The 18,977-nt window shown below is 57.2% G+C and carries 18 protein-coding genes and 1 tRNA gene; 9 read left to right on the top strand and 10 right to left on the bottom strand.

The window, feature by feature from the left end; all coding sequences use genetic code 11:
• Positions 1-22: 22 nt before the first annotated feature.
• Positions 23-1,129, top strand: a complete 1,107-nt coding sequence (locus ACIPF8_RS12500; RefSeq protein WP_400421358.1) for a substrate-binding domain-containing protein — start codon at positions 23-25, stop codon at positions 1,127-1,129.
• 180 nt (positions 1,130-1,309) lie between these two features.
• Here ACIPF8_RS12500 and ACIPF8_RS12495 read toward each other — a convergent pair whose 3' ends face one another.
• The 5 genes from ACIPF8_RS12495 to ACIPF8_RS12475 all read right to left on the bottom strand — a co-directional run bounded on the left by ACIPF8_RS12495 (position 1,310) and on the right by ACIPF8_RS12475 (position 5,673).
• Entirely contained in the window at positions 1,310-2,314 is a 1,005-nt protein-coding gene (locus tag ACIPF8_RS12495; protein ID WP_400421357.1) for a trypsin-like serine peptidase, read from the bottom strand.
• 473 nt (positions 2,315-2,787) lie between these two features.
• Positions 2,788-2,874, bottom strand: a tRNA-Leu gene (locus ACIPF8_RS12490).
• Between the two features lie 206 nt (positions 2,875-3,080).
• Complete coding sequence (locus ACIPF8_RS12485; protein WP_400421356.1) at positions 3,081-3,620, bottom strand: cysteine hydrolase family protein; 540 nt, start codon at positions 3,618-3,620, stop codon at positions 3,081-3,083.
• Positions 3,621-3,811: 191 nt separating this feature from the next.
• Positions 3,812-4,366 (bottom strand): inclusion body family protein, encoded by a 555-nt coding sequence (locus tag ACIPF8_RS12480; RefSeq protein WP_400421354.1) that lies wholly within the window; start codon positions 4,364-4,366, stop codon positions 3,812-3,814.
• Between the two features lie 278 nt (positions 4,367-4,644).
• Positions 4,645-5,673, bottom strand: a complete 1,029-nt coding sequence (locus tag ACIPF8_RS12475; RefSeq protein ID WP_400421352.1) for a sigma-54-dependent Fis family transcriptional regulator — start codon at positions 5,671-5,673, stop codon at positions 4,645-4,647.
• Positions 5,674-5,911: 238 nt separating this feature from the next.
• On the opposite strand from ACIPF8_RS12475, the gene ACIPF8_RS12470 reads away from it, so the two are divergent.
• A complete protein-coding gene (locus tag ACIPF8_RS12470) occupies positions 5,912-6,829 on the top strand; it encodes a LysR family transcriptional regulator (protein WP_400421350.1) in 918 nt (305 codons plus the stop codon).
• 30 nt (positions 6,830-6,859) lie between these two features.
• Here the strand turns inward: ACIPF8_RS12470 and ACIPF8_RS12465 are convergent, their stop codons facing one another.
• The 4 genes from ACIPF8_RS12465 to ACIPF8_RS12450 form a co-directional block, all read right to left on the bottom strand.
• Complete coding sequence (locus tag ACIPF8_RS12465) at positions 6,860-7,657, bottom strand: SDR family NAD(P)-dependent oxidoreductase (RefSeq protein WP_400421348.1); 798 nt, start codon at positions 7,655-7,657, stop codon at positions 6,860-6,862.
• 14 nt (positions 7,658-7,671) lie between these two features.
• A complete protein-coding gene (locus ACIPF8_RS12460) occupies positions 7,672-8,445 on the bottom strand; it encodes an SDR family NAD(P)-dependent oxidoreductase (RefSeq protein WP_400421346.1) in 774 nt (257 codons plus the stop codon).
• A 78-nt stretch (positions 8,446-8,523) separates the two neighbouring features.
• Positions 8,524-10,398: a TRAP transporter large permease subunit gene (locus tag ACIPF8_RS12455; RefSeq protein WP_400421344.1), complete on the bottom strand. Its 1,875-nt coding sequence runs from the start codon at positions 10,396-10,398 to the stop codon at positions 8,524-8,526.
• Positions 10,399-10,409: 11 nt separating this feature from the next.
• Positions 10,410-11,435: a TRAP transporter substrate-binding protein gene (locus tag ACIPF8_RS12450; protein WP_400421342.1), complete on the bottom strand. Its 1,026-nt coding sequence runs from the start codon at positions 11,433-11,435 to the stop codon at positions 10,410-10,412.
• Between the two features lie 454 nt (positions 11,436-11,889).
• Between ACIPF8_RS12450 and ACIPF8_RS12445 the strand changes: the two genes are divergently transcribed.
• Genes ACIPF8_RS12445 through ACIPF8_RS12430 form a run of 4 tightly spaced genes read left to right on the top strand, consistent with a single transcriptional unit; the run spans position 11,890 to position 15,666 of the window.
• A complete protein-coding gene (locus ACIPF8_RS12445) occupies positions 11,890-13,059 on the top strand; it encodes an acetyl-CoA acetyltransferase (RefSeq protein ID WP_400421340.1) in 1,170 nt (389 codons plus the stop codon).
• A 39-nt stretch (positions 13,060-13,098) separates the two neighbouring features.
• Positions 13,099-14,721, top strand: coding sequence for an acyl-CoA synthetase (locus tag ACIPF8_RS12440; protein ID WP_400421338.1), 1,623 nt, complete (start codon positions 13,099-13,101; stop codon positions 14,719-14,721).
• The gene (locus tag ACIPF8_RS12435; protein WP_400421337.1) at positions 14,718-15,266 is read left to right on the top strand and encodes a PPC domain-containing DNA-binding protein; all 549 of its coding nucleotides are present in this window, start codon (positions 14,718-14,720) and stop codon (positions 15,264-15,266) included. The genes ACIPF8_RS12440 and ACIPF8_RS12435 overlap by 4 nt, the downstream gene beginning before the upstream one ends.
• Complete coding sequence (locus ACIPF8_RS12430) at positions 15,259-15,666, top strand: PPC domain-containing DNA-binding protein (RefSeq protein ID WP_400421335.1); 408 nt, start codon at positions 15,259-15,261, stop codon at positions 15,664-15,666. The genes ACIPF8_RS12435 and ACIPF8_RS12430 overlap by 8 nt, the downstream gene beginning before the upstream one ends.
• A 99-nt stretch (positions 15,667-15,765) precedes the next feature.
• Here ACIPF8_RS12430 and ACIPF8_RS12425 read toward each other — a convergent pair whose 3' ends face one another.
• The gene (locus ACIPF8_RS12425) at positions 15,766-16,116 is read right to left on the bottom strand and encodes a DUF805 domain-containing protein (protein ID WP_400421333.1); all 351 of its coding nucleotides are present in this window, start codon (positions 16,114-16,116) and stop codon (positions 15,766-15,768) included.
• Positions 16,117-16,406: 290 nt separating this feature from the next.
• Here ACIPF8_RS12425 and ACIPF8_RS12420 point away from each other — a divergent pair, with 290 nt between their 5' ends.
• The 3 genes from ACIPF8_RS12420 to ACIPF8_RS12410 form a co-directional block, all read left to right on the top strand.
• A complete protein-coding gene (locus tag ACIPF8_RS12420) occupies positions 16,407-17,207 on the top strand; it encodes an MBL fold metallo-hydrolase (RefSeq protein ID WP_400421331.1) in 801 nt (266 codons plus the stop codon).
• Between the two features lie 72 nt (positions 17,208-17,279).
• Positions 17,280-17,540 carry a hypothetical protein gene (locus tag ACIPF8_RS12415; protein WP_400421329.1) on the top strand — a complete coding sequence of 87 codons (261 nt, stop codon included), beginning with the start codon at positions 17,280-17,282 and terminating at the stop codon, positions 17,538-17,540.
• Between the two features lie 349 nt (positions 17,541-17,889).
• Positions 17,890-18,977, top strand: a 1,088-nt coding sequence (locus ACIPF8_RS12410; RefSeq protein WP_400421327.1) for a S8 family peptidase, incomplete at its 3' end; no start/stop codon positions are given.

Genomic DNA, 18,977 nt, shown 5'->3' with positions numbered 1-18,977 from the left:
GTCAAATCCAGATTGAAAAATAATGAAATTGATTAATTTTAATTTTGTAGCGATGGCGCTCGCCTTCGCCCTGGCCGGTTCAGCATTCGCCCAGGAAGATCCAACCGCGTACCTGAATCGGGCCAACGCCAAACTGGCCAAGGCGATGGCCTTTAAAAACAGTTGGGACGGCCCCAGCACCGGCCCGAAAATTCCGGCGCAAAAGAAGTTGATAGTGCTGATCGCCTCGGACTTCAAAAATAATGCCGTTTTACGCGTTTCCAACGCAGTCAAGGAAGCCGCTGCGGTAGCTGGCTGGGAGGTCTTTACCATCGATTGCTGGGGTGTCAACAGCAAGCACGCGGAAGCCTTCAGCCGCGCGCTTGCCCTGAAACCGAACGGCATCGTGCTGGCCGGGATCAGCGCCAACGAGCAGCCGAATGAAATGAACGCCGCTAACAAGGCAAACGTGCCCGTGGTGGGCTGGCATGCTTCGACCAGGATCGGCCCCAGCGACGGCCTGTTCACCAACGTCACCGGCGATCTCAAGGATGAAGCGCAGATCGCGGCGTTGCTGGGCGTGGTCAATTCAAACGGCAAGGCCGGCGTAGTCGTATTTACCGATCCCGCCAGTTTGTATTCCCAGGCCAAGTCGAATGAAATCGTTGCCGCCATCAAGCAATGCCGGACCTGCAGCCTGCTGAGCGTGGAGGCATTGCCAGCCAATACATCCGCCGACAAGATGCCAGCCTTGCTGACCTCGCTGACACAGCGCTTCGGCAAGAAATGGACACACATCATCGGCGTCAATGACCAATATCTCGATTTTCTGTCGACACCGGCATCTGCGGCCATTATTGCCAGCAGCAAGATCGAGGCATTGTCTGCCGGTGACGGTACCGAATCGGCCTACCAGCGCATCCGCAGCAAGACCGTACAGGTCGCTACCGTGCCGGAACCTTTCGGGCAGCAGGGCTGGCAGATCATCGATGAGTTGAATCGTTCTTTTACCGGCGACAAGGCCAGCGCCTACACCACGCCGACATACCTGGTCACCGAACAGAACATTGCCTTTCATGGCGGCCAGCAGAATACGTTTGAGCCGAATAACGGCTATCGGACGGAGTACAAGAAAATCTGGGGGAAATGATTCGCGCGAGGATCTGTGCAGCTACCCGCAGTTTTTGGCTGCGGGCGGCCACATGGTTTTCTCGATGGAGCGAGAGGTAAGTTGTCTCGAGGTCATTGCGGCAATGGAGCAGCGCTAAAAATCAATACCTTCGCCGGAATCGGGGTTCGCTGTATTTTGGGTTGCAGCGGATACGTCTGACTATTGAAAAGGATTGATCAGATGTTGCGTGGAATATGTGCTTCCCAGATCATCAGCTTCGCGATACAGCTCAGGGAAGACATACCTTCTCAGTCTGGTTTGTTCCGTCAAGTTGTGGACTACAGCAACCACTCTTGGAGGGAGATCGGATTTGTCTTGCAACAAGATTGGACCGCCGCTATTGCCTGAAATCGTGGTGCAGTTTATGGTTTCCAAGTCGTCAATTGGACGTTCCGGGTTTGTGCTCGTTCGGGTATGGCTGTCGCAGAAGCGTTGCGTGCCGCCATCGTAGCCTCCCCCAGGGTAGCCCAGCACTTTTACAATGGGAAATTTCTCATTTTCCGATAGCGTATAACCAAATCCTTCACCCACGATCTCTTCCAATTTTTGGCCAGATAAGGGGTAAACCCTGGCAACTGCAACGTCGGTGTAAGCGATGTCATTATTTGTGTGACTTTGTGACACAAATGTTTGATTGATCGGCCATGTTCCTAGCGGCGCGGAGACCACTCCATCTTTGCTATTGTATGCTGGGACAAACATTAAATAGTTACTCCAATTCTTCCTCGAATCCATGACGCAATGCGCTGCCGTGACGATCAGGCTCTTGCTGTTGGAGGCGATAACAGAGGCGGAGCAATGGGTCGGAGCATCGTTCTCCTTGCGGTAAAACAGTATGCCGGTAAGGCGTGATAATTTCTTGTCGGAATAAGGTTTCTCCATCTCGCTGTAGCCGAGATAGTCACCTCCAGGCGTAATGACTACCTCTGGGGCATACTCACCGCCGCCTCCGCTTTGCTGCGCCGCTATCATGCGCGCAGGAGTCCAATAATCGCGCACGGCTTGCTCATTTTGCGGTGGGCTAACGAGAGCACGCGGGGCAGGAATTGTGGTGTTCACACCAGTTGGTACATTTACGGTAGCGTATGCGGAGCCCGCAATAAGTGTCGCCAAGGTCATTGCGACGGAGTTATTGGCAATCCGCAGGAAGGTGCGATGTTTCATGAAATAGAGTTCCGTTGAGTTGAGGGCGGGACGATCGATCTCAGGATCAGGAAATACGGGCTGGCTACGTGTTGAAACGTGGGGGAGCCGCGCTGAATTTCAGTCGCAGTGACCGTGAATCTATCGAAATCCTGAGTCGGAATCGAAATGGCATTTCGTTTCCCGTCGGAACTGCCAAGTCTACGGATATCTTTTTGTGATATCAATACTTTAACAATCAGTTTCTGTAAACCGTTGTTGCCTGATGCTTGATACGTACAAAGTGAGTCATGCCAAGATTTGCGGAATAGAACATCAGCATGCCGGATGTCAGCTTGCAGCCGGCGTAAAGGGAGGGGGATTACGGATGCCTCAAACTTTTACCCGAAGGGCATGTTGTGTGAGGGATGTTGGGAATTGAGGTCGAGTGAAATTTATAACTCGTTGAATCACAAGAAAATATATTCCTACTTTTTTCTTATGATGCTATTTATTGGTGCCCGAGGCCGGAATCGAACCGGCACGCCCTTTCGAGCGAGAGATTTTAAGTCTCTTGTGTCTACCGATTTCACCACTCGGGCAGCTGTGTCATTTCAATAATGCGCACAAGGAATATCGACAGGCATTGTCTGTGATATTGGACAGGGGCGCATTCTAACAGGTTCTTGTTAGTAAAACCATCCTCTGGCCAGGCCTGGCGCAATTTCAGAAACTGCGCCTGATCCTACCAGGATTTCGCCAGTGAAAGCGGTGTCTGGCCGATGTGATGATTTTCGCGCCGAAAAATCTATTCCCCAAAGTGCAATTCGGCCGTTGGCACAGCCTTGATCCGTGGTCCGAAGCTGTCGATGCCGGATAGTGTGACGTTGTGATGGGTGCGTATCTGCTGGCCGCTGGCGTGCTGCTTGTCGTGGGTGGTGTGGGCGTCGGCAGCCAGGATGACCGGGTAGCCCAGGGCGGCGGCGCGGCGGGTGGTGGTGTCGACGCAGTATTCCGTGGCGTAGCCGCAGATCACGACTTGATCGACGTTCCAGGAATCCAGCAACTCTTCAAGATTGGTGCGCAGGAAGGAGTCGGGAGTGGTCTTGCGCAGTTTGACGTCGTTAGGCTCGACTTGCAATCCGGATTGCAGTTGCCAGTTTTGCGAGCCGTGCGCCAGTTCGTCGTCTGCGGTTTCATGTTGGATGAAAACTACCGGTACACCGGCCTGGCGTGCTCGGGCAGCCAGCGTATTGATGCGCTCGACGACTGTGTCGGCTTCGAACGGATGCGGTGTTTCGTCGAACAATCCTTGTTGGACATCGATGACTAGTAGGGCAGATTTCATACTGGTTCCGGGTTGATTGTCGGGAGCTGTAGTGTATGCGATTTGCCCTGTACGTGCTGTCTGGCGAAGCCGCCCGTGCGAATGCAAAAGCCTGGACTCCGCGTGCGTGGTCCAGGCTTGGTACTGCATGCTGTTAGCGCTTGTTGACCGGCCGCCTATAGTGGCGACTCGACCTGCACTCGACTAACGCATCAGGCTACCGTGATGGTTGGATCCCAGTAGTAGTAACCGAACAGGTTCTGGTTTTCACCATTATCCGAAAGTGTGTAGAGCGCAAAGAAGACGTAGAAATCTTCCGTGCCGGCAGCTTTTATTTTTGAATCGAAGCTCGAGAAATTGGTTTTTGTCTGAATTGCCGGCAAGCCGTTTGGCGAATCGGAATTTGGTATTACGGCGCCGGTGCGTGTGACCAGATCAGGTACGAACTGATTGAAAACGTTATCCCGTTTCCAGTATTGGATGCCATAGACGATTACGGCATCGTCGGCGTTGTCATAGATCGACACGCCGGTGAATGCCACTGTGTCGCCGACGTTTGCCCTGAAGTTCAGATCGGCCGTGCCTTGACCGCTGATGATGCCGCGCGATCCGGTGCAGATCATGAACTGACTGCTATGGTTAATGCCGGTCGGATGATTCTGGTCTTTGCTTGGATTCGGGTAGTTTTTTTTAACGTACTCGGTATCGATCACAACAAGCACATTAACCTGTTGTGTACTGGCGGCTAAGATTAAATCTGATGGCATGATATTACTCCTACGCTGTTGACAGTTTATGGAAGTAACCCGTTGGCACCATTCAGTGCCGCGCCAATAGTGGCACCAAATTTGTGGGTTGGAATCTGTCAAACATCGCAGTTGTATAAGCTTCGAAATGTGCACATTGGATCGGTAGGCTGCCAATCGAGACGTGTTACAAAATTTTTCCAGATCAGTAAAAAAAAAGTGCGCGGCAGAGCTTCATAAGACGACGATTTTCGTCTTATAAAGTTACGCGCCGCTACGTGTTGTTACGTGAGATGTGGCTAAGCGGCATAAGCCGGCATCGCCTGGTCGCGCAGATGCGGAATGTCGAGTTGCCGCAATTTTCGGTATAGAGAAGCGCGGCACATGCCTAGCTGGCGTGAGGCCGCCGAGATGTTCCAACGGCTGCCGTTAAGCGCATCAATCACGCGCGAACGTTCGTCCTTTATCGGGCTGACAGACTGCCTTGGCTGGATTTGTACGACGTTGCCTGAACGGTGGCCGTCGGGCACATGGAATTGCATCAGTTCTTCCGGCAAGTCGCCGGTTTCGATACGGCTGCCGCTCATCACGGCACAACAATAACGGATCACCGCATGCATCTGGCGCAGATTGCCGGGCCACGGATAGGCCAGTAGCTGCTGCAGTGCGGCCGGGGCGATGATGCGTTCTGAAACCTGAAGCGGCGCCATTTCGTCGGCAATCATTTGCATGATCAGCGCCTGCTTGTCGGCGCGTGTGCGCAGTGCCGGCAGGCGCAACACGCCGCCAGCGATGCGGTAATACAGATCTTCGCGGAAGCTGCCTTGCGCCACCAGTATCTTCAGGTCTTGATGCGTGGCGCAGATCAGGTGGATGTCGATGCTGACCGGTTGTGCTGCGCCCAGCGGCACCACCTCGCGCTCGGACAAGACGCGTAGCAGCCTAGTCTGCAGGGAGAATGGCATGTCGCCGATTTCATCGAGGAATAGCGTGCCGCGATGGGCTTGCTGGACTTTGCCTTTCATGCCGCCGGGCAGGGCGCCGGAGAAGGCGCCTTTGCAATAACCGAACAGTTCGCTCTCGGCCAGGCTTTCCGGTATTGAGGCGCAGTTCACGGCGACCCAGTTCGCGGCACGGCGTTCGCTGTAGGCGTGCAAGGCGCGCGACAGGTATTCCTTGCCGGTGCCGGTTTCGCCGAGTATCAGAATGGGGATGCCTTTGTCGATCAGGCGTTTGCCGCGGGTAATCAATTCCTGCATTTGCGGATCACCGCCGCATAAATCGTCCAGCGAGCGATAAGGGGAGGTGCTGGCCTGGGTTTGGTCCATGGATACTGCTACCGTTTGTGTCGGCATCATCGTCTCCTGTTATGAACTGCTTTTTTATATTGGCGGCGTCGTTTGTGGCTTGTGGCGGCTTGTGGCCGCTTGCGCCTGCTGTCTCCGAGAGCCAGTGATCCGCTCTGCCGTGGCTGCATACCGGCTGTCTCTGTGGCTAAGAATAACGAGCTTGTTTAATAACTTCCAATACAATATAGTCACTCCATTAATACCTTAAAGGTATCAGATGATAGAGCTTCGCCATTTGACTTATTTCAGGACGGTTGCCGAAACCTTGCATTTCGGCCGGGCGGCGGCGCTCCTGCATATTTCCCAGCCGCCGTTGACACGGCAGATCGCTGCGCTGGAACGGGCACTGGGCGTGCAACTGTTCGACCGCAGCAAGCGCAGCGTGCAATTGACTGAGGCGGGCCAACATTTCTACAGTGATACGACGGAAGTGTTCAACGCGCTGGAGCGGGCCAGGCGCAATGCGGTGTCGACCGGCAATGGCAAGATTGGCGCGCTGTCGGTCGGCTTCATGATGTCGTCGGCCTATAACATCCTGCCTTCGGTGACGCGCCATTATTCCGCCGCCTATCCGGAAGTCGACATGCGGCTGAGTGAGTATGTGCCGAACCTGCTGGCGCTCGACATCAAGGATGGCAAGACCGATGTCGGCATCATGTATCGCCCTGAGGATTGCACCGGCCTTGGCAGCCAGACGATTTTTTGCGAGCCGCTGGTGGCTGCACTACCGAAAAATCACCGACTGGCAACGCGCGAACGGATTTCGCCGCAAGAACTGGCAGAGGAGTTTTTCATCAGCATTCCGCGCACGATTGCGCCGCTGGTCTTCGACCTGATCGTCGGCTGCTGCCAGGCCAACGGTTTCCGGCCGCGCATCAAGCTGGAAACCAACCTGCAGCAGACCATCGTCAATCTGGTAGGGGAAGGGCTGGGCGTGGCGATGGTGCCGAGCTCGATGCAGGCGATGCATCTGGACAGCACGGTATTCATGCCCCTGCTCAATGCGCCGATGGTCGAAGTGGCGGTAATCTGGAGCAAGGAGAACCGCAATCCTTGCGTGCGCACGTTTGTCGATACGGCCCAGGAAGTATGGAAGAACCTGCAGGATGGCCGGTTCCCACTCAATCAAATTTAATCAAATTTAATCAAGCTTAACTGTTCAAGCCTAGTCACATTTGAGTGACAAGCCGCCATCCACGATCAAGTCCACACCGGTGATGTAGCGGGCGGCGTCGGAGGCCAGGAACAGCGCCGCATGCGCCACGTCCCAGGCGTTGCCCATGTGTCCCATCGGGCACTGTGCATCGCGTTTCTTGCGCATTTCTTCGATGTCGCCGCCGTAGACGTCCTTCAGCGGTTCGCGGATCATTGGCGTATCCATCATGCCGGGCAAGATGCAGTTGGCGCGGATGCCTAGCGCAGCGTACTGCATGGCGATGTTTTTGGTCAGGGCCAGCATCGCTGCCTTGCTGGCGCTGTAGGCTGCATAGGGGAAACCGACCCAGCGCAGCGCCGCCACCGAGGAAATGTTGACGATGGCGCCTTTCTTTTGCCGGACCATGATCGGCAATACATATTTGCTGGTCAGGAACAGGCTGGTCTGGTTGACCGCGATCACCCGATCCCAGCTTTCCTGGCTGGTTTCGACCGGGCCGCCGACCTCGGCGATGCCGACATTGTTATGCAAGACATCGATGCGGCCGAAGTGCGTCATTGCCATCTCCACGCAGGCTTGCACATCTGCTGCCTTGGTGACATCGGCGGCGATCGCCTCGCACACGCCACCTTCGGCGCGGATCAGGTCGCAGGTTTGCTCGGCGGCCTGCAGATTGCGATCCACCGCCAGGATACTGGCGCCCTCGCGCGCATACAGCGCTGCCGCAGCCTTGCCGTTTCCCCAGCCGGGGCCAACTGAACCGGCGCCGGTCACCATCACGATCCTGCCTTCCATGACCTGTTTCATCGTATGTCCCTTACTCAGATGCTCATCACGCCGGCAGCGACAAAGCCGCCATCGACCGGCACCACGTGGCCGGTGATATAGGAGGCGTCCTGCCTGCTAAGGAAGGCCACGGCGGCGGCAATCTCGGCCGGGCTGCCATAACGCTTCATCGGCACGCCATCGGTAAAGCTGCGTCGCGTCTCCGGTGAATGCAGGGCTTGCGTCAACGCCGTATCGACCGGACCCGGAGCGACGCTATTGACGGTGATGCCGTGCTCCGCCAGTTCGACCGCCATCTGCCGCGTCAGGCCGATCACTGCCGCTTTCGATGTGCCGTAGGCGGTACGGCCAGTGCCGGCGCGGATGCCGGATACCGACGAGATATTGACGATGCGCCCCCATTTCCGGGGCATCATCAAGCGCGCCGCATGCTGGCCGCACAGCATCACGCCGGTCAGGTTGATGTTCATGGTCTGCAGCCAGTTTTCCAGCGGAAAATCGAGGAAGCCGAAGGTCTTGGCGACGCCGGCGTTATTCACCAGGACATCGCAGCGACCGTAATCCTTGCCGACATTGGCAAAGGCTTCGGCAATCGATTCAGCATTGCTGACATCCATCAACAGCGGCGCTGCCGAGTAGCCGCGGGCGACGATGCCGGCTGCGGTTGCGGCTGCGGCTTCGCGGTTGATGTCGGCTACCAGCACCGTCATGCCGTCGGCCGCCAGGCGTTCTGCAATTGCAGCGCCGATGCCCGAGGCTGCGCCAGTCACCAGCGCCACTTTGTGGGCGCCGCTATCGATTTGACTCATGTTGTCTCCGAGGATGGCGGCCTGCCTGGTATGGCAGGCCGCGCTTGTTGCAAAAATTATTGCAGGTTGGGTTGCAGATTATTTAGGAAGGAAACCGATTGAAATCCAGGGCACGGCGGCCACCAGCAGCAACGCAATAACCAGCGCCGCCAGGTAACCCCAGACCCGATTGAACACTTTGTCGGGCGATACCTTGCCGATCGCGCAGGCGGCATAGAAGCCGACCCCGAACGGCGGTGCAAACAGGCCGATGCCCATCGCCAGGATCACCACCATCGCATAGTGAACGTCGTGGATGCCGAGCGAGCGCGCCACCGGGAACAGTAGCGGGCCAAACAGCACAATCGCCGGGATGCCTTCCAGGATGCTGCCCAGTACGATGAAGATCACGATCGAAATCAGCAGGAAGCCCATGCCGCCGCCTGGCACGCCTTGCATCAGCGCCACCAGCTTGGCCGAGAAACCGGATTGCGTCAGCGCCCAGGCCATCGAGGTCGCCATGCCGATGATCAACAGGATCGCGCCAGACAGGGCGGCTGCTTCGACCAGCATCGGATACAGCCGCTTGAAATCCAGGTGACGCATGAACATGTGCATGATCAGGCCAACCACAACGGTGTAGGCGACGCCGATGGTGGCAACTTCGGTTGCGGTGGCAACCCCCTCGATAACGGCAACCCGGATCAGCATTGGCAAGGCCAGCGCCGGCAGCGCCGCGATCATGGTCTTGAGCATCAGCGACAAGGGAGCGCGTTTGACGTCCGGCATCGGCTCGCGGCGGGCGCGGAACCAGCAGACGATGCCGATGGCGATGGTGGCGATCACCGCCGGCATCAAGCCGCCGACGAACAGCGCCGTGATCGAGACGCCGCATACCGCACCGATCGTGATCAACACCAGGCTGGGCGGGATGGTTTCGGTCATCGCGCCGGACGAGGACAGTAGCGCCACCAGTTCTTCCGGTTTGGAACCGCGCTTTTTCATTTCCGGAAATAACGCCGGTGCAATCGCCGCCATATCTGCCGCTTTCGAGCCGGAAATGCCGGAGACCAGGAACATCGCGCCCAGCAGCACGTACTGCAAGCCGCCGCGCACATGGCCGAGCAGCGACGCCATGAAGTCGATCAGGGTACGCGCCAGGCCGCTGATTTCCAACAACGAGCCGAGCAGCACGAACAACGGCACCGACAACAGGATCAGGCTGGACATGCCTTCATCCATGCGACTCACAACGATCATCATCGGCGCCCCGGTGACCAGCGCCAAGTAGGCCATGGTCGCGGTGCCGAAGGCAAACGCAATCGGGATGCCGCCCGCCACGCATACGCCGATCAGCAGCACGAAGAACACGATCAGATTGTAATTGTCCATCGCCAGCAGGGCCGGGCGACCCAGCCATAGAGCGAGAGCAACCAGGCCGACCACAGCTACTGCGGACGCCACTTGCTTGAGCGTGGCGTGGCTGGCCATGCGCGCCAGCGCCGCCAGCAGCATCAGGACTGCGCCGACCGGCAACGCCGCGGCGCGCAACCCGTCCGGAATTTCCAGCGCGGGAGTGGTGATGGCCATCTGTTCGGTCGCATGGTCGACGGCGGGATGGATGATCATCAACACGAAGATGCAGACGATCAGTGCGGCCACGGTCTCGAACCAGATACGCCATTTGTCGGACAGGCGGTTGACGATGGCGGTCAGGCGCATGTGCTCGCCGCGATCCAGCGCCAGCACTGCGCCCAGCATCGATAGCCAGATGAACAGCGTCGAAGCCAGCTCATCCGACCAGATCAGCGGATCGTGCAAGGCATAGCGGTAGATCACGCCGATCAGCAGCACCAGCGTTTCTATCACCACCAGTGCGGCGGCGACTGCAGCGACGACATGCATGACGCCACGGTTGAGTGCCGCCAGCAAGCGCGCCGGTAAATTGCCCTGTACCGGAGGGGTATAGGTCATGGCCGCTTCCATTACACCAGTTTCCCTGTGTATTTCTCCAGCACGGCCCAGGCTTCTTCACCGAATTTCTTGTGCCAGTCAGCGTAGAAGCCGGCGCTGCGCAGTTTGGTGCGAAAGGCTTCGTTACTGGTGTCGTTGAACTGCAGGCCCTTGGTCTTCATGTCAGCCACCAGCGAATCGTTCAGCGCCTTGGTGTCGACCCGCTGCAACATGCCGGCGGCGTTGACGTTGCGGGTGACGATGTCTTGCAGGTCCTTGGGCAATTTCTCAAACGATTTCTTATTGCCGAGGCACCAGAAGCCATCCCACATGTGGTTGGTCACCGAGCAGTATTTCTGCACTTCATACAACTTGGCGGTGGAAATGATCGCCAGCGGATTTTCCTGGCCTTCAACGATCCTGGTTTGCAGTGCTGAGTACACTTCGGCGAAGTTGATGCTGGTCGGTGCGGCATCGAAAGCACGGAACATCGAGGTCCATAGCGGGCTTGGCGGCACCCGCAGTTTCATGCCTTTGAGATCTTCAGGCTTGTTGATCGGGCGGCTGCTGTTGGTGATCTGGCGATAGCCGTTGTCCCAGATTTTTTCGAAGGCGAACATGGTGGATTTAGCGGCAATCTGCTTGCGCACGTAGGCGCCGAGATCGCCGTCCATGGCGGCCCATACCTGGCTGTAATCCTTGAAGGCGAAACCGATGCCGCTGATTTGCGCATCCGATACCAAGGTGCCCAGGATCAACGGCGACAACATGAAGTAATCGATGGCGCCGGCGCGGATTTGCGACAGCATGTCGGTATCCGTTCCGAGCTGGCTGTTCGGATAGATCTGCATGTCGATCCGGCCTTTCGATTCGGCGCCGATCTTGGTCGCCATTTCCTTGGCGCGGATGTTCATCGGATGCGTGACCGGCAGGTTGTTGGCGAATTTCAACGTGAATTCGGCAGCGGCATGGGCTTGCGTAGCGTACAGGCCGCTTGCAGCGACTGCGGATGCGGCAGAAACGGTCTTCAGGAAATGACGGCGTGAAATATTACCCATGTGTTTGTCTCCTCGATTGTAGTTTTAAAAAATGACATCGGACACTTGGCGGTGACACTGCTTTGAACCTGATAGAGCAATTAGGATGCCATGCAGCGGATCGGCTTTCCGATAGCGGCGCCAAGCCCCTCGCGGCAACGCAGTTCAAGCATTTCACTGAAAAAATGTGATGTCCAGCAGATCATGTCATGTGTTTAATTTCTGCGACAGGTGTCGCAGCAAATAAACAACTGTCGCTCCCGCAGTGCAGCAAATTTTCGGTTGGCGCTTGATTACTTCCAGCATTGAAATTGCCGTCTCTCATAGGCTGCAGGCGCATGGTGTGCAGCTCGCAGATTCAGTGGCACCGTTTTTGCATTGATGGCTTCCGAACTGCTCAGCGCATCACTCAACAAATCGCTCATCGAATCACTTACCGAATCACTTACCGAATCACTTACTACTAGGACTCCACATGACTGCTCCCTGCATCACCGGCTGGAACCATTCCCGCTTCGGCAAACTGGATGGCATCGATCCGGAAGTGCTGATCGCCGACGTCGCCAAAGCCGCAATCGCCCATGCCGGTTTGAGCCCGGCCGATATCGGCTCGATCTACATCGGCACCTTCAACGGCGGCTTCCTGTACCAGGACTTTCCATCATCACTGGTGTTCAACGGCATTCCCGAACTGCGCTTCACACCGGCGGTGCGGGTCGAGAATGCTTGCGCCACCGGATCGGCGGCGATCCATTCCGGATTGCAGGCTGTCTTGTCGGGACAATCGCGGCATGCGCTGGTGATCGGTTTTGAAAAGATGACCGAGCTGGCTACTGCAGCGGTTGGCGATGTATTGCTGAAATGTTCGTACGCCAGGGAAGAGGCCGGAATACCCGGCGGCTTTGCCGGCGTTTTCGGCGAAATCGCGCAAGCCTATTTCACACGCTACGGCGATCAGTCCGATGCGTTGGCGGCAATCGCTGCAAAAAACCACAAGAACGGCATGCGCAATCCGTATGCGCACATGCGCAAGGACCTGGGTTACGACTTTTGCCGCAACGTGTCGGAAAAGAACCCGTTCGTTGCCGGTCCGCTCAAGCGCACTGACTGTTCACTGATTTCCGATGGCGCCGCGGCCATCATCCTCAGCGCTGCCGATGCGACGCCTGGCATGGCGCGCGCGGTGCAGTTCCGGGCAGCAGTGCAGGTCAACGATTTCTTGCCGCTCAGCCGGCGTGATCCAACCCGCTTCGAGGCCGGCAGCCTGGCCTGGAAAAAAGCACTGGCGCAGGCGAAATTGGGGCTACACGATTTGTCGCTGGTGGAAACCCATGATTGCTTCACAATCGCCGAGCTGCTGGAATACGAGGCGATGGGGCTGGCCGAGCCGGGCCAGGGCGCACACGCGATTCTCGACGGCGTCACCAGCCGCGAAGGCCGCTTGCCGATCAATCCGTCTGGCGGCTTGAAATCGAAAGGGCATCCAATCGGCGCCACCGGCGTGTCGATGCACGTGATGGCGGCGATGCAGGCTTGCGATGATGCCGGCGACATGCAGATTCCGGGTGCGCGCCATGTCGGCGTCTTCAATATGGGCGGCGCTGCAGTCGCCAACTACGTCAGCATCCTGGAAAGGGTGGTCTGATAAGGGGAGGTGATTCTGCGATCGACCGATCGCAGTGAAATGAGCATCGTTGATAACCGTGGCAATAATAAGAGCGAGACAATGTTAAACAAAGTCATGAACCTGGGGCGGCTACTATCCGACGTCGCCCGGCGTTTCCCGGACCAACCCGGTCTGATCATCGGCGACAACATCGCTACCTGGAAGCAAATCAATGATCGTGTCGATCGCGTCGCACAAGCGTTGCAACAACTTGGGGTGGCGAAGGGCGAAAGGTTGCTGGTGCATTCCCGCAACAACCAGCAGATTTTCGAAAGCGCCTGGGTGGCGTTCAAGCTGGGCATGGTGTGGGTGCCGACCAATGTGCGCATCACGCCGCAGGAAGCGGCGTATCTGGGGCAATCCAGCGCCGCCAGCGTGATGCTGTATGACCAGGGATTTGCAGATTACGTCGATGCAGTCAAGGCGGTGTCGCCGGCGCTGACGCATGTAATTGCGCTGCACGATCCACGCGCCGGCGAACTCGATTACGAAGTCCTGGCCGGACATGGTGATAACGTTCTGTCGTTTGATGAAGTGGGAGTGGAATACAACGATCCGCTCTGGTTTTTCTATACCTCCGGCACCACCGGCCAGCCTAAAGCAGGCATGCTGACGCATGGCCAGATGGCGTTTGTCGTCACCAATCACCTGGCGGATTTGCTGCCGGGCTTGTCGCATCGTTCGCGCTCGCTGGTGGTGGCGCCGCTGTCGCATGGCGCCGGCATCCATGCCATCGTCAATACCGCGCGCGGTGCGGCCAGCGTATTGCCGGCCACGGACAAGCTGCAGCCGGAAGAGGTTTGGCAACTGGTCGAAAAGCATCGTATCGACAACATGTTCACGGTGCCGACCATCGTCAAGATGCTGACCGAAGATACTGCGGTCGATCGTTATGATCATAGTTCGTTGCGGCATGTGATCTACGCCGGTGCGCCGATGTATCGCGCCGATCAACGTCATGCGCTGCAAAAACTGGGCAAGGTGCTGGTGCAGTATTACGGGCTGGGAGAAGTCACCGGCAACATTACCTTCCTGCCGGCCGATATGCATACCGACGACGACAGCGATCCGCTGGCGCGCATCGGCAGTTGCGGCATGCCGCGTACCGGGATGGAGATTGCGATCCTGGACGCCGCCGGCAGCAAACTGGCGCCGGGCGAAACCGGCGAAATCTGTGTACGCGGGCCGGCGGTGTTTCTTGGTTATCACAATAATCCGCAAGCCAACGCCAAAGCTTTCAAGGATGACTGGTTCCATACCGGCGATCTCGGTCATCTCGACAGCGCCGGCTTCGTGTACATCACAGGACGCTCGTCCGACATGTACATCTCCGGCGGTTCCAATGTCTACCCGCGTGAAATCGAAGAGGCGTTGTTGACCCATCCGGCGGTATCCGAGGTGGCAGTGCTGGGTCTGCCGGATCCCAAGTGGGGCGAAAGCGGCATTGCCGTGATTGTCGCCAACAGCGGGGTGGCAATCGATGCTGCGCAGTTGCAGCAACACCTGGAGAGCCGCATTGCCAAATACAAATGGCCGCGGCGCTTCGTGTTCTGGCAATCGATGCCGAAATCGGGTTACGGCAAGATCGTCAAGAAACAGATCAAGTCATTGCTGGAAGCGCAGGGGGATTGTCATCTATGAAACCTTCCGCACAGATCCACCGGCCGCGCATGCTGATCCATCCCGGCCCGTTCAATCCGATTCGTATCCAAAGCCGGCATGCGGCAGGCGGCAGGCATATCCGCCTGGCGCTGACACCCGGTTTGAGCCTGTTCGACGCCATCGTCAAGCCGCTGGCGGCGATCGGCATCAAGAATGCTTCCACCACGATATTGGGCGGCTATTTCGACAGTCTCGAATACTGTGTGGCGCGGCCCGATTCGACGCAACAGGCGGTCATCGCTTACTCGCAGCCGATCCATGCCGGCCGGGTCTACATGATTTTCGGTAATGCCACGATCGGCAAGAACCAGCATGGCGAACCGATTGTGCATTGCCACGCAGCGATCCGCGCCGAAGACGGTTCGGTCAAGGGCGGCCATATCATCACCCACACCTGCATCGTCGGCAACAGGCCGATTCCGGTATTGGTGACATCGCTCGACGGCTTCGAGCTGCGCGTCACCTTCGATCCGGAAACCAATATACCGCTACTGCAACCGCATGAGGAGAGCATTGATGAATGACGCAACCGTAGTAGAAAACGGCGCAATGGGGCGGGTTGCCTATGCCCGTATCGCACCTAACGAGGATTTGGTGCTGGGTGTCGAAAAGCTTTGCCTGGCCGAGGGCTTCCGCCATGCCTTTGTGCGCGGTGCGTTGGGTAGCCTGGTGGATGCTTGCCTGGGCACCTTGGATGGCAAGTGCGTGCAAGTCAAAGGGCCGGCGGTGGAGATTGTCAGCCTGGCTGGCGAGGTTCGCTCGAACGACGATGGCACGCTCAGCGCCGCGCTGACCGGCGTGGTGGCGGATACCGAAGGCAACGTGTTTGGCGGGCCGTTTGTGGCTGGCGCCAATCCGATTTGCATGACTTTTGAAGTGACGCTAGAGGAGTGGTTGCCGGCACTGGCAAAAGCCGGCATGTGAAGCGGGCCGGGAATGCCGGCACTAGCTGGAAGGGCATGGAGCGCGCCTGCGTTTACCGCAACGGTATTCGGCAGGCGCTCTTCTTTTGGCTGATGGCGATCAGGCAGCAGGCAGGGCCGGATCAACTGGGGCCGGGCCAAAGTTGTTAGGTTCTTTCGGTTCCTGGACCAGGAAATAGATCATGGCGATCCAACCAAGAACAGGGATGATCCCGATCAATTGCAGCCAGCCGCTGCGATTCGAGTCATGCAGGCGACGCGCAGCCGCAGCGATCAACGGCACCAATGTCGCCAACGAAAACAGCAAGCTGAGCTTGTGGCTGATTATGTCTGTCACGAATGAGCCGAGGACCAGAAAGAGAATGAACCACCAGTATTCCGAGCGCGAAGCCCTGCCGTTGAAATCGGCGTATTTGGAGATACAGACTTTGATTGCTTCGGTAAACGTCATTTTTGATCCCCTGAAGTTTTCTGCAAGGGCAATGCACGCGTTGGTAGACGGCGTGCCTGCCGACGGATTTAGGTAGGATTACCTGGCGGCAATGATAGCAAAGTCGGCAGAAAACCCAACATAAATATTAATGATTGGCAATTTTAAGGGTGCATCCTTATGTTGCGACCGCATGGGTTTTCAAGCGTGCTCCATTCTGGCCAAATCCATAACTTCCTTGATATTTATCAAAAGAAATATTTGTTCTTCGCGCTAGGCTTCGCCATTCATTAATTTCACCCGGCATAGCAATGGCAATAGAACTTTTTAACGATGGGCAGCACGCCTGCGTGATGTTTTCGGATCTGGTCGAGGAGGACGAGGGCGAGGTGGTGCAGACCAACCAGTTTTTCATTGTCGACCATGGTCAAGGCGCATTGATCGATCCGGGTGGGCAGATGACCTATAACGAACTTTTCATTGCACTGAGTCGCTATTTCCCGCCGAAGGAATTGAAATACATCCTGGCCTCGCATGCGGACCCTGACATCGTCGCTTCCGTCGGCCGCTGGTTGAGCGGATCGGCATGCCAGATCGTCATATCCAAGCTTTGGTCGCGTTTCATTCCGCACTTTTGTCCGCCAGGGAAAACTGCCGGGCGCATCATTGCCATCCCTGACGAGGGCTTCAAGATTCAGCTCGGACATAGCCATATCCTTGCCTTGCCGGCGCATTTCCTGCATTCGGAGGGCAATTTTCAGTTTTACGATCCGCTCAGCAAAATACTGTTCTCCGGCGATCTCGGCGCCTCGATGGTCAGCAATGCCGATGCCGCCCAAGCCGTTACTGATTTCGCCGCGCATGTGCCGCGGATGCTGCCTTTCCACCGCCGCTACATGAGCGGCAATCGGGCCTGCCGGCTGTGGGCGGCGATGGTGCGCCAACTTGATATCGAGTGCATCGTGCCGCAGCACGGCTGCATGTTCAAGGGACGGGAGATGGTCGCCAGTTTCATTGACTGGGTTGAGCAGCTTGATTGTGGCATCGACTTGTTGGCGGAGCGGCACTATAGCTTGCCGACTAGCTGGTTACAGTCCGGCGGCGAGTTTTGAGGCGTGCGTCGCGGCATTCGCAATTCAGTTTGCCCGTGCTAGGATTCTGGCAGAACCGCTTTGGAGATACGCATGACGACTCTTGTTGCCGGACCAATCTTGACAGCCAGTGGCGATATTTCGTTTGTCGCAGGATTGGCGGACGGTAGCAAGCAGTCATTTCAAGTGTCGCAGGAAGTCTTGCATGAGTATTTCGGCGCCAGGGACGGCTCCATCACTGAATTGATTTGCGCTTTCGGCTATGGCGTTGATCGTATTCTTGATGTGGCGGAAAGCAAGCATTGCACTGCCGTCGATGGAGCGATTTTGATCGAGTGTGCCGACTTTCAATAAAACACCGAAAGGCTTGGGCATCCAGGTCGTTCGTCTCGCATTTCCCCCACGCGCCAGCGGTCCCCACCTTAAACCACTCAATTCCCCGGCTCTATAGCCGCGCCAAGATCAGTCCACGGGACAGTCTCGACGCCTGTGTATAAATTTCCACAGAGAAACAAAAATACGTTCAATGCGGCTAAATACGCGCATAATAAATTGCCGTGTAGAAATAAATGTAGATATTGCAATCTGATGCGCGACTGAGTATGTGAATGCTGCAAGCGGATGACCCGGTTATTGATCGGGCCGATGACAAAGCACATATATGGGGGGCGTTATGGACAAAGAGCAATCTGCCCGGAGATCCTTGTCGATTATCTCTGTTGCTGTATTGGCAATGATCTCAGGTTGCGGTGGCGGGGGAGGCGGTAGCAGCAATCCCAATCCGGCCTCTCCAGCTGTTCCAACTACGCCGCCGGTAAGCAGTCCTCCTCCGGCCACCAGCAGCGGTAATTCTGCATCGGTAACGCCGCCAGCGTCACCAGCCATGCTCAATGTGGCCGATCCCAGCAATGTCAATGCCGCCCGTGCTCAGGGCTATACCGGCGCCGGTGTTACCGTCGGCGTGGTCGATACCGATTTCAACGTCAACAGTCCACAGTTGGCCGGACGCATCGTCAAGACGGTCTACAACCCGGCTGGCGCCGACGGCAGCATCCACGGCACCGAAGTGGCGGAAGTGTTAGCCGGCAGTACGCTAGGCGTGGCGCCCGGCGTGTTCATACAAGGCGCTGCCGCCGGTACTAGTGGTGATGACCTGGAGATCAACAATCAGATCTATCAGGATCTATTCGCCAAGGGCGTGCGCATCTTCAATCAGTCGAACGGCATCAGCGCCAATGGCGCTTCGGCGGGTCAGGCGATGGCTTTGCACGCCCTGTATCAACCTTATGTAGCACAACACGGCCTGTTTATCTGGTCGACCGGCAATGACGGCGGCGCGCAGCCGTCATTGAACGCGGCTTTGCCGTTGATGTTCCCCGACCTGCAAACCGGCTGGATCGCCGTCACCGCCGTCAACGGCGCCGGCGGCAGCAGTGGCTACGCAGCCAGCGACACCGTACCAGGCGTGATCTCCAGCTACGCCAACCGTTGCGGCCTGGCCGCCAACTGGTGCCTGGCGGCAGCCGGCGATTTCGTCTCCAATGTCGCCGGCGCACGCGTCTACGGCACCTCGTTTGCCGCCCCGGCGGTGACCGGCGCCGCCGCCATGGTGCAGCAAGCCTTTCCCTGGATGAACGCCGATTTGATCCGCCAGACCATCCTGTCGACCGCCACCGACATGCGCGATACGGCTACGTACGGCTGGGGCCTGCTCAATGCCAGCAAGGCAGTCAACGGCCCGGCGTTGTTCGATCAGCGGCTGGCGCTGGGGCCGACTGTCACCATCAATTT

This window comes from Collimonas sp. NPDC087041 (assembly GCF_044745265.1).
Lineage (GTDB): Bacteria > Pseudomonadota > Gammaproteobacteria > Burkholderiales > Burkholderiaceae_D > Collimonas.
Note: the sequence above shows the minus strand (reverse complement) of the source record. Positions and strands in the feature narration are given on the sequence as shown.

Excerpts from the sequence above, each read along its gene's own strand:
- ACIPF8_RS12500 (WP_400421358.1), top strand. The coding sequence starts at position 23 with ATGAAATTGATTAATTTTAATTTTGTAGCGATGGCGCTCGCCTTCGCC.
- ACIPF8_RS12495 (WP_400421357.1), bottom strand. The coding sequence starts at position 2,314 with ATGAAACATCGCACCTTCCTGCGGATTGCCAATAACTCCGTCGCAATG.
- ACIPF8_RS12485 (WP_400421356.1), bottom strand. The coding sequence starts at position 3,620 with ATGAAATCTGCCCTACTAGTCATCGATGTCCAACAAGGATTGTTCGAC.
- ACIPF8_RS12480 (WP_400421354.1), bottom strand. The coding sequence starts at position 4,366 with ATGCCATCAGATTTAATCTTAGCCGCCAGTACACAACAGGTTAATGTG.
- ACIPF8_RS12475 (WP_400421352.1), bottom strand. The coding sequence starts at position 5,673 with ATGGACCAAACCCAGGCCAGCACCTCCCCTTATCGCTCGCTGGACGAT.
- ACIPF8_RS12470 (WP_400421350.1), top strand. The coding sequence starts at position 5,912 with ATGATAGAGCTTCGCCATTTGACTTATTTCAGGACGGTTGCCGAAACC.
- ACIPF8_RS12465 (WP_400421348.1), bottom strand. The coding sequence starts at position 7,657 with ATGAAACAGGTCATGGAAGGCAGGATCGTGATGGTGACCGGCGCCGGT.
- ACIPF8_RS12460 (WP_400421346.1), bottom strand. The coding sequence starts at position 8,445 with ATGAGTCAAATCGATAGCGGCGCCCACAAAGTGGCGCTGGTGACTGGC.
- ACIPF8_RS12455 (WP_400421344.1), bottom strand. The coding sequence starts at position 10,398 with ATGACCTATACCCCTCCGGTACAGGGCAATTTACCGGCGCGCTTGCTG.
- ACIPF8_RS12450 (WP_400421342.1), bottom strand. The coding sequence starts at position 11,435 with ATGGGTAATATTTCACGCCGTCATTTCCTGAAGACCGTTTCTGCCGCA.
- ACIPF8_RS12445 (WP_400421340.1), top strand. The coding sequence starts at position 11,890 with ATGACTGCTCCCTGCATCACCGGCTGGAACCATTCCCGCTTCGGCAAA.
- ACIPF8_RS12440 (WP_400421338.1), top strand. The coding sequence starts at position 13,099 with ATGAGCATCGTTGATAACCGTGGCAATAATAAGAGCGAGACAATGTTA.
- ACIPF8_RS12435 (WP_400421337.1), top strand. The coding sequence starts at position 14,718 with ATGAAACCTTCCGCACAGATCCACCGGCCGCGCATGCTGATCCATCCC.
- ACIPF8_RS12430 (WP_400421335.1), top strand. The coding sequence starts at position 15,259 with ATGAATGACGCAACCGTAGTAGAAAACGGCGCAATGGGGCGGGTTGCC.
- ACIPF8_RS12425 (WP_400421333.1), bottom strand. The coding sequence starts at position 16,116 with ATGACGTTTACCGAAGCAATCAAAGTCTGTATCTCCAAATACGCCGAT.
- ACIPF8_RS12420 (WP_400421331.1), top strand. The coding sequence starts at position 16,407 with ATGGCAATAGAACTTTTTAACGATGGGCAGCACGCCTGCGTGATGTTT.
- ACIPF8_RS12415 (WP_400421329.1), top strand. The coding sequence starts at position 17,280 with ATGACGACTCTTGTTGCCGGACCAATCTTGACAGCCAGTGGCGATATT.